Source organism: Tessaracoccus sp. MC1627 (assembly GCF_014164725.1).
Taxonomy (GTDB): Bacteria; Actinomycetota; Actinomycetes; order Propionibacteriales; family Propionibacteriaceae; genus Arachnia.
Genome location: NZ_JACJGA010000003.1, coordinates 1 through 12357 on the forward strand (window position 1 = coordinate 1; position 12357 = coordinate 12357).

The following is a 12357-nucleotide window of genomic DNA, read 5'->3' on the forward strand; positions in this document are numbered from 1 at the left end:
CCCCTCCCCCCCCCCCCCCCCCGCCCGCCCGCGCCCGCGCGCCCCCCCCCCCCCCCCCCCCCCCCCCCCCCCCCCCCCCCCCCCCCCCCCCCCCCCCCCCCCCCCCCCCCCCCCCCCCCCCCCCCCCCCCCCCCACCTCCCTGCACCGTCGACGGTGTAAGGAGTGGATAACGGCCGCCCGGGCCTTGAGTCACGCCTCTCGGCACCGACAACGGGGACCGGGCAAAGGGGACCGGGCAACGGGAACCGGGGCACCCCTCAACAGGTCAGGCCGACAGCAACCCCGCCAGCGACACCAACGTCCGCACACCCGCACCCGTCCCGCCCTTCGGCACGTAGCCGTACGGCGCGTCCGGGTTCTCGGCCGGGCCTGCGATGTCCAGGTGGGCCCACGCGACACCGTCGGGCACGAAGCGCTCCAGGAACGCCGCCGCGACCAGCGCGCCGCCCCAGCGGTGCCCGGCGCCCGACTTCATGTCCGCGACCGTGGACTTCAGCTGCTCCCGCGTGTGCTCCGTGATGGGCAGCTCCCAGAAATCTTCGCCGGCGGCCTCCGCCGCGTCCAGCAGCAGGTCCGAGGTGGCCTCCCCATTGGTGAGCAGCCCACCGGTGCGCAGCCCGAGCGCGACCATGCAGGCGCCCGTGAGGGTGGCGACGTCGACGATGAGGTCGGGCTTGTCCAGGCCGGCGCGGGCGATGGCATCGGCCATCACGAGGCGGCCCTCGGCGTCGGTGTTGAAATTCTCCACCGTCTGGCCGTCGAACATGGTGAGCACGTCGCTCGAGCGGTACGCGCTGCCGGAGGGCATGTTCTCCGCCAGCGCGGCGTAGGCAGTCACCTTGATCTTGAGGCCCAGGGCGGCGATGGCGCGAGTCGCCGCGACAACCGCGCCCGCCCCGGACATGTCGAACTTCATGCCGGCCATCTGCCCGGCGGGCTTGATGTCCAGGCCGCCCGAGTCGAACGTGATGCCCTTGCCCACCAGTGCCAGGTGGGTCTCGGCGCCCCGCGGCGCGTAGCTCAACCGCACCAGCCTGGGCCCGCGCGCGGAGCCGCCGCCGACCGCCATGATGCCGCCGTAGCCGCCGCGCTCCAGGGCCTTGTCGTCGAGGATGTCGACGGTGATCCGCTCGTCGCGCACGTGGACCCGCGCGGCCTCGGCGAACGTCTCGGGGTAGAGCAGGTTGGGGGGAGTGTTGCCCCAGTCGCGTGCCTGGCAGACGGCGTCGGCGGTGGTCTTGGCGCGCGTGACGGCGTCCTTCTGTTCGGCGCCGAGCAGCGACGACACCAGCGACACCGAGCCCACCGCCGCGACCTTTGACGTGGCCGTGATCGGCTGGAACGCGTAGGCCCCCAGCAGCGCGCCTTCGCCGGCGGCGCGCAGCAGCTCGGGGTCGGTCAGCTCCAGCGACACCGCCACGTCCAGCCCCTGAGCCTCGGGGAGCTCGGCGATCTTCCGGAGCGCGGTGCCGACAGCCAGCCGCACCCCGGCGGGGGTGACGTCCGCGTCCCCCAGGCCGACGACGGCCACGCGGGCGCCGTCGACGACGGGGAGGAAGGTGACCTCTTCACGCTTGGCGGAGGCGCCGAGCGCCGCGGCCAGATCGGCCACGCCGCGACCGTAGATCTTCGAGCACGCCTTGTCGAGGTCTCCGACGAGGCCGACGAGGGCCTGGCCGGCCTGGTTGATGGTCACCAGGCCGAGCACGACGACGTCGACGCCCTTCGGGAGGGACTTGGTCAGGGTCAGGTTTGGGTTCCGGCTCACCCGCGCAAGCCTACCGACATGGGAGTTGGGGCGGTCCGCATCCCGCGGGTACCTTTGCGCCCATGATCAAGCGGGTGGGCCTGTGGGCGTTCGTCGTGGCGGGCCTGGCCGTGGCCGCGTGGGGCGTGGTGTCGTGGGCGGCGCCGTCGACGTCCTGCCGCGGCATCGAGATGGGGCCCGGCGACGTCTGCGAGTACTCCAGCCTCACCAACGAGCGGGGCGGCAAGGTGCAGCGCTACGAGGACCGGATTGCGGTGGCCAGGCAGCAGGCCCCGTTCGCGGTAGCGGCGGGCCTGGGCATGGTGGCCTTCGGGGTGGTGGTGGCGCGTCAGCAGCGGGTCACGGATGCAGCGACATCGGACCGTAGATGAGGCGGTCCTCCTCGTAGAGGCTGACCTCCGCGACACCCTGCTCCAGCAGGTCGCCGTAGAAGACGCCGAGCCACTCCTCGGCTGCGGCCTGATCCTCGAAGCGGTGCAGCAGCCCGACAGCCTCCAAATCCGCGAGGGAGAAGGCGCCCGTCTCCGGCTTCCAGTGGTAGCTCATCAGATGGGGTCGCCACGGTTGATGCGGGGCGACGGCTGGCGGAAGCGCCGGATCATCAGCGAGCGGTTGAACATGTAGACCAGCAGGCCCCTGGTGGGGGCGTCGGGGTGGCGCTCGGCGAGCAGCTTCTTGAAGCCGCGCCACATGATTCCGACGTTGATGATGACGAGGCCGAGCAGCACCCACAGGCTCATCGAGATCCAGCTGGACAGCACGACGTTGTTCATGGTGACCATCACGGCGGCCATCACGAGGATCATGGCGGGCAGCATGAACTCCGCGACAGTCCAGCGGGTGTCGACGTAGTCGCGCACCAGTTGGCGCTCGGGGGACTTCTCCACCCGTTCCCACGCCTCGTTGCGGGCGCGGGCCTTCGAGTTGGCGTCGGCCTTGCGCTGCTGCTTCGGGGTGAGAGTGGGGTGCAGGCGCTCCATCCGGGCAGCCTCGGCGGCGCGACGCGTGGGCGTGGCGCCTTCCTTCTTACGCACCGCCTGCTTCGGCGCGGCTGCCGGAGTGCCCTGCTCGACGGCGGGCGCGGGGGCGGCGCCGGAGGAATTCTTCGCGGCCGCCTTCTCCCCCTTGGGGGTCAGCGTCGAGATGTGATCTGCTGAGCTGGTCTTCTGCGAGCGCTCGTAGGGGCGGAACAGTGCCACGGTGCTGGTGTCCTTGCGCGAGGGGCGGGTACGGCTGCCCATTCTACCCGAGGCGCCTCAGGGTTGATTCAGGGGAGCGATCCACTCCAGGCGGACCGGCGCCGCGCTACCGTGGAGGCGCACATTGCACTTCCGTGGAAGGACACCCCGTGGCCAGCATTTTTGAGCGCATCGCTCTGGTCTTCAAGTCCAAGGCCAACAAGACCCTGGACAAGTACGAAGATCCCCGTGAAACCCTCGATTACTCGTACCAGAAGCAGTTGGAGCTGCTGCAGAACGTGCGCCGCGGCGTCGCGGATGTGGCCACCAGCCGCAAGCGCGTGGAGCTGCAGGCCACGAAGATGAGCCAGGAGGTGGCGCGGCTGCAGGCGGCGGCGGCGCGCGCCCTGGAGGCCAACCGTGAGGACCTTGCCCGCGAGGCGCTGACCCGCAAGGCCGGCCTGCAGACGCAGCTCGATGACCTGCAGACCCAGCACGCCCAGCTTCAGGGCGAGGAGGAGAAGCTGGTGCGCGCCAGCTCCCGCCTGCAGGCGAAGGTGGACGCGTTCCGCACCCGCAAGGAGACCATCAAGGCCACCTACTCTGCCGCGGAGGCGCAGACCCGCATCAACGAGGCGTTCACCGGCATCTCCGAGGAGATGAGCGACGTCGGCCTCGCGATCCAGCGGGCCGAGGACAAGACCCTGCAGCTGCAGGCGCGGGCGTCCGCCGTCGACGAGCTGCTGGCCTCCGGCGCGCTGGAGGACCCCAGCGGCATGTACAAGGACGACATCACCCGCGAGCTGGACGCGCTGGCCTCCGACTCCGTCGTCGAGGACGAGCTCGCCGCCTTGAAGGCTCAGCTGACCGGCGCCCCGGCGCCCCGCGCGGAGATCTCGGCGCCGGGCAACGGTACGACGGCCTCGCCCGCGACCCCTGTGGAGGCGCAGCAGCCCGCCGCGCAGCCGGCGCCCGGCCAGGAGTCGCAGGCATGATCGTGCGGATCATGGGCCAGGGCCAGTGGGTCCTGGAGCCTGAGCATCTGATGGAGCTCAACGAGCTGGACCGCGCGCTGGAGGATCGGGTGGCGGCGGGCGACGAGCCTGGCATGCTCGAGGCCTTGAAGGGCCTCGTCGAGGGTGTGCGCGCCCGGGGCATCGAGGTCCCCGAGGACGTCCTGGCGGAGTCGGATCTGGTGCTGCCGGACGTGGACGTCACCCTCGAGGAGATGCGCGAGCTGCTGGAGGAGATCAGCGAGTACTACGGGCTGATCCCGGACGCCGACGATGAGCTGAGCGAGTCGGACCCGGAGTCGACGGAGCTTTGAGAGTCGTTGTTGCCTCGGACGCCCTGGCCGGGCTCAGCGCGGCCGGGGCGTCCGAACTCATCGCCGGGGCGTTCATGGAGCGTGGCGCTGAGGTGGTCGTCGTCCCACTGGGCGTGGAGGGCGAGGCGCTGGCCGCGGCGGTCGCGGTGGCGGCGCCTGCGGCCACCCTGGTGTCGCCGGTGGACGCCGTCGAGCTGGGCCGGTTCCTTGCCGAGGCCGACGGCGACCTGGTGGTGGATCTCACCGGCTGCCGGGTCGACGACCTGGCCCGGGAGGCGCTGGACGCGTTCGATGCGCAGCCTGTCGCGGCGTTGAAGGTCGCGGGGGAGGCGTGGGCGGGTCGTCGGCTCGTGGCGCTCGTCCCCGAGGGCCAGCCCGAGCGGCCGCTGACCGGTCTGACGGGGATGGCGGCGACGGAGGGGCGTGAGCGCGGCGCTGACCTCGCGGCGGTGCTCGCGGCGGATTCCGTGGCCGGGCGCTGGGCCGCTCACCTGGGGCTGGTCCCCGGGCCGGGGGCCGGGGCCGCCGGGGGAGCGGGGCTGTTGATCCAGGCCATGGGCGGGGTGGTGACGGACCCGCTGACGTTCCTCGAGGAGAGCTACGGGCTCGCGGGCACCTTGGGGCAGGCCGATGTGGTGGTGACGGGGGCCGAGTCCCTGGACTTCCACGCCGTCGGCGGGCCCGTGGTGAAACGGGTGGTGTCGCTGGCGGGGGAGGCGTTGCGGCCGGTGATCGCGGTGGTGGGCCGCAACTTCGTCTCCGCCAGAGAGCTGCGCCTGGCCGGGCTGGAGTCCGCCTACCCCCTGCTTCCGGGCGCGGGCGACGAGCCGTCGACCCCGGAGCAGTTGGCCGAGATGGCCGCAAAGGTGGCCGCCACCTGGTCGTGGTGAAGATCTCCTACGCCCTCCGCGATGTCTCTCCTACGCCGTCGGCGATACGGGGATGGGGTTTCTTGCCGGCGCGGCGTAGAATCGTCACACCACACGTACTTACAACATTTGGAGTCAAGCGTGACCGATACCCAGATCCAGACCGGCGTCGTCCTCACCGACGTGGCCGTGCAGAAGGTGCGCGCCCTGCTGGACGCCGAGGGCCGCGACGACCTGTCGCTGCGCATCGCGGTGCAGCCCGGAGGCTGCTCCGGCCTGCGCTACCAGCTCTACTTCGACGACCGTCAGCTCGACGGTGACGTCGCGACCAACTACGACGGCGTGGTCGTCGTCACGGACAAGATGAGTTCCCCTTACCTTGGCGGCGCCAGCATCGATTTCGTGGACACCATCGAGAAGCAGGGCTTCACCATCGACAACCCCAACGCGGGAGGGTCATGCGCCTGTGGAGACTCCTTCCACTGAGTTTCGCCTGAAACTTCCTATGCTAGGCCACCCCTGTGGAGACATCTCCGCGGGGGTGGCTTTTTGCGTTAAGGTGGGCCCCAGCAGTGGTGTCCTGTGAATCCAGCATGGTTTTTCGCAGGGCTGTTCGGTCTACGGAAGGGCAACTTGTGAGTGGCAATCCTGCTCCATCGCGTCGGCGGATGGTTCGTGCAGCCTTGCTTGTCGGAGTCCCGTTCTCCCTGATGGGCTTGACGGCGTGCTCCGAGCAGGCGGCGCGGTTCGGCCTCCCGGTCGCGGCCACCGAACAGGCGCCCGTGATGGGCGACGTCTGGGTGGGTGCCTGGATCGCGTCCCTGGTGATCGGCCTGCTGGTCTGGGGCCTGATCGGATGGGCGGTCATCCGCTACCGCCGCCGCGACGGCGATGCTCCGGCTCCCCGGCAGACCACCTACCACCTGCCGCTCGAGTTGCTCTACACCCTGGTGCCGTTCCTCATCATCGGCGTGCTGTTCTTCTACACCGTCAAGGCCTCCGACGCCGTGCTGCAGACCTCCGAGGATCCGGATGTCACCATCAACGTGATCGGTCAGAAGTGGTCGTGGACGTTCAACTACCTGGAGGCGGACAACCCGGACATCGGCACTGATGCGTTCACCGTCGGAACGCTGGAGACCATTCCGGAGCTGTATCTGCCGGTCGATCAGACTGTGCGGTTCAATCTGCAGTCCGCCGATGTGATCCATTCTTTCTGGGTGCCGTCGTTCTACTTCAAGATGGACGTCATTCCCGGGACCACCAACTCCTTTGAGGTGACGCCCAACCGTCTGGGTATCTACGACGGTAAGTGCGCGGAGTTGTGCGGCGAGTATCACGCGCTGATGCTGTTCAAGCTGCATGTGGTGACTCAGGAGGAGTACGCAGAGCACGTTCGGGAGCTCGCCGCCAACGGCAACGCGGGCGAGAGGGAGTTGCAGGAGGCCCTTCAGGCCGTTCTGCCGACGGAAGCACCGGAGGAGCAGCAGTGAGCAGCGCAACCATCACAGAGCGCACGGCGATCCAGCAGGAGACCCGCACCGAGCCGCACCGGCTCGGCGAGACCGCGATGAAGTACCTGACGACGACGGACCACAAGGTCATCGGCAACATGTACTTCGTCACCGCGTTCGGCTTCTTCATGTTCGGCGGCATCCTGGCGCTGTACATCCGCGCGGAGCTCGCCGCCCCGGGCATGCAGTTCGTCAACTACGAGACGTTCAACCAGTTCTTCACGATGCACGGCACCATCATGTTGCTGATGTTCGCCACGCCGATGTTCGCGGGCTTCGCCAACGCCATCCTGCCGCTGCAGCTCGGCGCCCCGGATGTGGCGTTCCCGCGCATGAACGGGTTCTCGTTCTGGCTGTACCTGTTCGGCTCGCTCATGGCGTGCGCCGGCTTCCTCAGCCCCGACGGCGCCGCCAGCTTCGGCTGGTTCGCCTACGCGCCGCTGTCCAATGCCATCCACTCGCCCGGGGTTGGGCACGACCTGTGGGTGATGGGTCTCTACCTGCTCGGCCTGTCCACCATCCTCGGCTCGGTGAACTTCATCACCACGATCATCACCATGCGTGCGCCGGGCCTCACCATGTTCCGGATGCCGATCTTCTCGTGGAACATCCTGGTCACCTCGCTGATGGTCCTCATCGCCTTCCCGGTGCTGGCGGCGGGCCTGCTGGTGCTCGAGGCGGATCGCGTCCTGGGTTCGCACGTGTTCGACCCCGCCTCCGGCGGCCCCATCCTGTGGCAGCACCTGTTCTGGTTCTTCGGTCACCCCGAGGTCTACATCATCGCGCTGCCGTTCTTCGGCGTGATCACCGAGGTGCTGAGCGCGTTCAGCCGCAAGCCGGTGTTCGGCTATTACGGCCTGGTGTTCGCGACGCTGTCCATCGGCGCGCTGTCGGTGTCGGTGTGGGCGCACCACATGTTCGTCACCGGCTCGGTCAACCTCCCGTTCTTCTCGTTCATGTCGTTCATGATCGCGGTGCCCACGGGCGTGAAGTTCTTCAACTGGATCGGCACCATCTGGCGCGGATCGTTGACGCTGAATGCGTCGATGACGTTTGCCATCGGGTTCCTGACCACGTTCCTGTTCGGTGGCCTGACCGGCATCATCCTGGCGGCTCCTGCGCTGGACTTCCAGGTCTCGGACAGCTACTTCCTGGTGGCGCACTTCCACTACGTGCTGTTCGGCACCGTGGTGTTCGCGATGTTCGCGGGCTTCTACTACTGGTGGCCGAAGTTCACCGGCAGGATGCTCAACGAGACGTGGGGGCAGGTGCACTTCTGGCTCCTGTTCGTCGGCTTCCACACCACCTTCCTCGTGCAGCACTGGCTGGGCGTCGAGGGCATGCAGCGACGCATTGCGGATTACGGCGCCTGGGAGGGCTTCACGTTCCTGAACCAGGTGTCGACGTTCGGTGCGTTCCTGCTGGGTGTGTCCATGCTGCCGTTCCTGTGGAACGTGTGGATCACGCGGAAGTCGCCCATGGTGGGCGTCAACGACCCGTGGGGATGGGGACGCTCGCTGGAGTGGGCCACGTCCTGCCCGCCGCCGCGTCACAACTTCGATTCGCTGCCGCGCATCCGCTCCCTCAGCCCCGCGCTGGACATGCACCGGCCTGAGCTGGTTGAGGCTGCGAACCTGCACGCGGAAGACCCGGGCGAGTTGCTGGACCGCGTCAACCCCATCGTCGAGCCGGAAGGTAAGAAGCTGTGAGGCCCGAGAAGTACGTCTTCTGGTTCATCTTCGTCTTCTTCGCTGTGGTGACGCCCATCTACTGGTTCATGGCGCAGGAGATCGCCGGCACGTTCGTGTTGGGGTTCAGTGGGCTGCTGGGCCTGATGATCGCGGGCTACTTGACCCTGACGGCGCGGAGTTTCGACCCGCGCCCGGAGGATCGTGAGGACGCTGAGGTGATCGAGGGGGCGGGCACCATCGGGTTCTTCGCGCCGAAGAGCATCTGGCCGTTCTTCGCGGCGTTGACCGTCATGGTCATCTTCCTGGGCCCTGCCCTGTCGCAGCCGTGGATCAGCCTTGTGGGCTTCGGGATCGGCATCTGGTCGGCCAGCGGCTGGATCCTCGAGTTCTATCGGGGCGACTACAAGCACTGACGACCAGAACGAAGAGGGGCCTGGTTCGATGAGGACCGGGCCCCCACTGCTTTGCGTTGAGGACTTGCTTGCCATGGAGCAAAACGAAGGGGAGAGGGCTGACGGTGGTCAGCCCTCTCCCCTTCACCAAGCTAATGAGCGCTAGCGCCCATGCCTGTTTGCCCCCGCAGTGGCTCAGGCAGCGCCACAGAACACGTTGTCAGTGCAGGTATTGCCAGCACTGTTGAAGTTCGGCATGTCCACTTCGAAATCGGTGTACGTGGTGGTGGTGGTTCCGCAAGTGATGGTGGCGTTCACCAGAACGCTGCTCGCCATGTTGTTGGTGTTGCAGATGATGACTGGGGTGTTCCCGTCCAGAGCCGCAGTGCCGGTCCAGAGGACTGTGCCCTGCCCGGTCTTTTCCTTAATCTGGGTGATGGTGCCGCTGCAATCGTTAAGGTTGCACGTCTCTCCACTGATGGCGAAGTAGAGCTTGTACGACTGCTCTTGCCCAGCCTTCTTGCACGACTTCGTGGGGTCAGCGACAGGCTCGGGCACGCAGCGGCTGGCTGCGAACGCGGGCGCTGTGCCGGCGATGGCGACGGCGGGCACCGACCAGGCGATGCCCTTGGCCACGGTGCGACGATTGATAGGTGCGGCTGAGTCAAAAGCCATGGTGGGATCCCCCTCTGAAACGGTACGTCTGTACCGAGGCGTATGGTCTAGCTCACCTTAACACCTGAGAGGGCCTTGAGAGAATACAGGCCCATTGCTTGCGACAAGCGTGTCAACGACGAGGTCTGGCCGATGGTGAACGTCCCCTCCCGCTCCCTGAGGAGAGCCATCCGCGAAGCGGCGGGCTCGTCTCGAAGGGTCGTGACCGCACATTCAAGCGGGTCCGCCCTGGCGTCCGCGACCGAACGTTCACCAGCTCTGATCGAGCGGGCGACCCTCCTCGTAACCGGAGCCAGACTGGACCCCGACAACAGCCCGCTCGGCGAACTCGTCAAGACTCCTCGCCCCGGCGTAGGTGCACGACGACCGTACGCCGGAGGTGATCCAGTCGATAAGGTCCTCCACCCCTGGACGCCTCGGGTCGAGGTACATCCGCGACGACGAGATGCCCTCCTCGAACATCGCGGCACGGGCCCGGTCGAACGCCGACTGCTCGCGGGTGCGCTGCCGCACCGCCCGCGACGACGCCATCCCGAACGACTCCTTGTACACGCGCCCCTGGTTGTCCATCAGCTGGTCGCCCGTCGACTCGTGCGTCCCCGCGAACCAGGAGCCGATCATCACCGAGCCGGCGCCGGCGGCGAGAGCGAGGGCGACGTCGCGAGGGTGGCGGACGCCGCCGTCGGCCCAGACCGACTTCCCGCGCTCCTTGGCCGCCTCGGCGCATTCGAGGACGGCGGAGAACTGTGGCCGGCCGACGCCCGTCTGCATCCGCGTGGTGCACATCGCGCCTGGCCCGACGCCCACCTTGAGGATGTCGGCACCGGCGTCGATAAGGTCGTCGCAGCCGTCGGTGGTCACGACGTTACCCGCGACGATGAGGACCCGTCGGCCGGTCTCGGCCTCGAACGCGTCTCGCGCTTCCCGAGCGAGGCTCAGCGCGGAGATCATCTTCTCCTGGTGCCCGTGGGCGGTGTCCATGACAATCACATCCGCGCGACCCTCCAACGCGGCGCGGACCTTGGCCGAGATGTCACCGTTGATGCCCACCGCGACACCCGCGCGCAGGCGGCCCTCGTGGTCGACGGCGGGGGAGTAGATCGCGGATCGCAGGGCGCCCTTGGGGGTCATCAGGCCGACGAGGCGGTCGTCGGCGTCGACGGCCAGCGCTACCTTCTGATGCTGCTCGCTGAGCGTGGCGAAGACGCCGGCGGGGGTGGTGTCCGCGGCCACGCGGGTGACGTCGCTGGTCATCACGTCCTTGGCCTGCGCGAAGCGGTCGGAGTCCGACGCGTCCTGCGGGGTGACGAGGCCGACGATGCGGCGGTCCTTGTCCACCACGACGGCGACGCCGTGGGCCCGCTTGCCGATCAGGCTGAGGGTTTCCCCGACGGTGGTGGTGGGGGAGACGGTGACGGCGGTGTCGAAGACGGGGTGCGCGGCCTTGACCTTGTCGATCGACCGGGCCACGACGTCGCTGGGGATGTCCTGCGGGAAGATTGCCAAGCCGCCGCGGCGGGCCATGGTCTCGGCCATGCGGCGGCCGGAGACTGCCGTCATGTTGGCGGCGACGAGGGGGGTGGGGGTGGCGAGGCCATCGGTGGAGGTCAGATCCACGTCGAGCCGGGAGCTGATGCTCGATCGGCTGGGGACCATGAAGACGTCGCTGTAGGTCAGGTCGTAGCTGGGGTCACCATGAAGGAATCGCACGTCGGGTGAGTCTACCTGAGTCCCGTTAGGTGAGCCGGGCGCTGAGTTCCGCGGTCTTCACTCGCCGTTGGGTGAGCCGGTCGGGCGCGGAGCGCCGCCGACCGCGTCGAAGCCCCTGGCACCCGGTGCAGGAAGCATCCGACGGGTAGCGTGGAGGCACCCGCGCAAGGAGTGCCATGAGCAACACCGAGTCTTCGCCCCAGTTCGTCGACTGCGAGCACCACAACCATCCGCCCACCGAAATCCAGCAGTTGGAGCCCAAGCTCGTCAGCCTCGGCGAAGGGCCCGACGCGATGACCGTTCGGCGCACCCTCCCGCAGCTCGAGCGGTCCTTCGTCGGCGCCTGGTGCTTCGCAGACCACTACGGCCCGAACCTCGTCGAGGCCACCGGCGGAATGGACGTCGCGCCGCACCCGCACACCTCGCTCCAGACGGTCAGCTGGCTGTTCGACGGCGAGATCGAACACCGCGACTCCGGCGGCGTCCACGACCTCGTCCGCCCAGGCGAGGTCAACCTCATGACATCCGGCTTCGGCATTTCGCACTCCGAGGTGACCACCGCCCAGACCGAGTACCTCCACGGCGTTCAGCTGTGGGTGGTGCTGCCCGAGCACGCGAAGGACATGCAGCGCGGCTTCCAGCATCACCGCCCCGACGTCATCGAGATCCCGGGCGGCAGCGCGCGAGTGATGGTGGGGGAGCTGGCGGGCGTCTCGTCGCCGATCACCACGGAGACCGGCCTGCTGGGCGCCGAGATCATCCTGCGGCCAGGGGCGGAGTGGGAGTTCGAGGTGAAGCCCGGCTACGAACACGGCGTGCTGGTCGACGTCGGCGCCGTCGAGGTGGACGGGGTGCTGATCGACAAGGACGCCATGGGCGTCCGCGACGCCGGCCTCAACCATCTCCGCCTCCGGAACCCCACAGACCGCGACGCCCGCCTCATGCTGCTCGGCGGTGAGCCGTTCGAGGAGGGCATCGTCATGTGGTGGAACTTCATCGGACGGAGCCATGAGGAGATCGTCGAGCTGCGTGAGGCGTGGCAGGCGGGCGACGACAGGTTCGGCGGAGTCCGCGGCTACAAGGGCGCCACGCAGCGCCTCGACGCCCCACCGCTCCCGACAACCAGGCTCAAGCCCCGCTTCCGCCGCCGTCGCGCCTAACCTGCCGCCTACCCTGCCTGCCCTCCCAGGCGGTTGGGGCAGACCCGCGCGGCTGACGTTCCTCCAGATCGG

The 12357-nt window shown here is 68.4% G+C and carries 14 protein-coding genes; 9 read left to right on the forward strand and 5 right to left on the reverse strand.

Annotation, left to right across the window (positions count from 1 at the left end; translation table 11 throughout):
• Window positions 1–266 precede the first annotated feature (266 nt).
• Window positions 267–1769 (reverse strand): leucyl aminopeptidase, encoded by a 1503-nt coding sequence (locus H5399_RS07955; protein ID WP_182782519.1) that lies wholly within the window; start codon window positions 1767–1769, stop codon window positions 267–269.
• Between the two features lie 62 nt (window positions 1770–1831).
• Here H5399_RS07955 and H5399_RS07960 point away from each other — a divergent pair, with 62 nt between their 5' ends.
• The gene (locus H5399_RS07960) at window positions 1832–2140 is read left to right on the forward strand and encodes a hypothetical protein (RefSeq protein WP_182782520.1); all 309 of its coding nucleotides are present in this window, start codon (window positions 1832–1834) and stop codon (window positions 2138–2140) included.
• Here the strand turns inward: H5399_RS07960 and H5399_RS07965 are convergent.
• Together H5399_RS07965 and H5399_RS07970 are read right to left on the reverse strand one after the other, a co-directional pair.
• Window positions 2109–2315: a hypothetical protein gene (locus H5399_RS07965; protein WP_182782521.1), complete on the reverse strand. Its 207-nt coding sequence runs from the start codon at window positions 2313–2315 to the stop codon at window positions 2109–2111. The two genes, H5399_RS07960 and H5399_RS07965, sit on opposite strands and share 32 nt — an antisense overlap.
• Window positions 2315–2968 (reverse strand): DUF3043 domain-containing protein, encoded by a 654-nt coding sequence (locus H5399_RS07970; protein WP_182782522.1) that lies wholly within the window; start codon window positions 2966–2968, stop codon window positions 2315–2317. The genes H5399_RS07965 and H5399_RS07970 overlap by 1 nt, the downstream gene beginning before the upstream one ends.
• Before the next feature lie 149 nt (window positions 2969–3117).
• Here H5399_RS07970 and H5399_RS07975 point away from each other — a divergent pair, with 149 nt between their 5' ends.
• The 7 genes from H5399_RS07975 (at window position 3118) to H5399_RS08005 (ending at window position 8761) form a co-directional block, all read left to right on the forward strand.
• A complete protein-coding gene (locus H5399_RS07975) occupies window positions 3118–3942 on the forward strand; it encodes a PspA/IM30 family protein (protein ID WP_182782523.1) in 825 nt (274 codons plus the stop codon).
• Window positions 3939–4274: a hypothetical protein gene (locus H5399_RS07980; RefSeq protein WP_182782524.1), complete on the forward strand. Its 336-nt coding sequence runs from the start codon at window positions 3939–3941 to the stop codon at window positions 4272–4274. Before H5399_RS07975 ends, H5399_RS07980 begins: the two co-directional genes overlap by 4 nt.
• Complete coding sequence (locus H5399_RS07985) at window positions 4271–5164, forward strand: glycerate kinase (RefSeq protein ID WP_182782525.1); 894 nt, start codon at window positions 4271–4273, stop codon at window positions 5162–5164. The genes H5399_RS07980 and H5399_RS07985 overlap by 4 nt, the downstream gene beginning before the upstream one ends.
• Window positions 5165–5272: 108 nt before the next feature.
• Window positions 5273–5629 (forward strand): iron-sulfur cluster assembly accessory protein, encoded by a 357-nt coding sequence (locus H5399_RS07990; protein WP_182800084.1) that lies wholly within the window; start codon window positions 5273–5275, stop codon window positions 5627–5629.
• A gap of 299 nt (window positions 5630–5928) precedes the next feature.
• The gene (gene coxB / locus H5399_RS07995) at window positions 5929–6636 is read left to right on the forward strand and encodes a cytochrome c oxidase subunit II (protein ID WP_182782625.1); all 708 of its coding nucleotides are present in this window, start codon (window positions 5929–5931) and stop codon (window positions 6634–6636) included.
• 77 nt (window positions 6637–6713) lie between these two features.
• Window positions 6714–8366, forward strand: a complete 1653-nt coding sequence (ctaD, locus tag H5399_RS08000) for a cytochrome c oxidase subunit I (protein ID WP_182782626.1) — start codon at window positions 6714–6716, stop codon at window positions 8364–8366.
• Window positions 8363–8761 (forward strand): cytochrome c oxidase subunit 4, encoded by a 399-nt coding sequence (locus tag H5399_RS08005; protein ID WP_182782527.1) that lies wholly within the window; start codon window positions 8363–8365, stop codon window positions 8759–8761. The genes ctaD and H5399_RS08005 overlap by 4 nt, the downstream gene beginning before the upstream one ends.
• Before the next feature lie 174 nt (window positions 8762–8935).
• On the opposite strand, the gene H5399_RS17570 is transcribed toward H5399_RS08005, so the two are convergent.
• Entirely contained in the window at window positions 8936–9415 is a 480-nt protein-coding gene (locus H5399_RS17570) for a hypothetical protein (RefSeq protein ID WP_220490912.1), read from the reverse strand.
• A 249-nt stretch (window positions 9416–9664) separates the two neighbouring features.
• Window positions 9665–11125 (reverse strand): GuaB1 family IMP dehydrogenase-related protein, encoded by a 1461-nt coding sequence (locus H5399_RS08015; protein WP_182782528.1) that lies wholly within the window; start codon window positions 11123–11125, stop codon window positions 9665–9667.
• 176 nt (window positions 11126–11301) lie between these two features.
• Between H5399_RS08015 and H5399_RS08020 the strand changes: the two genes are divergently transcribed.
• Window positions 11302–12285 (forward strand): pirin family protein, encoded by a 984-nt coding sequence (locus H5399_RS08020; RefSeq protein ID WP_182782529.1) that lies wholly within the window; start codon window positions 11302–11304, stop codon window positions 12283–12285.
• Window positions 12286–12357 lie beyond the last annotated feature (72 nt).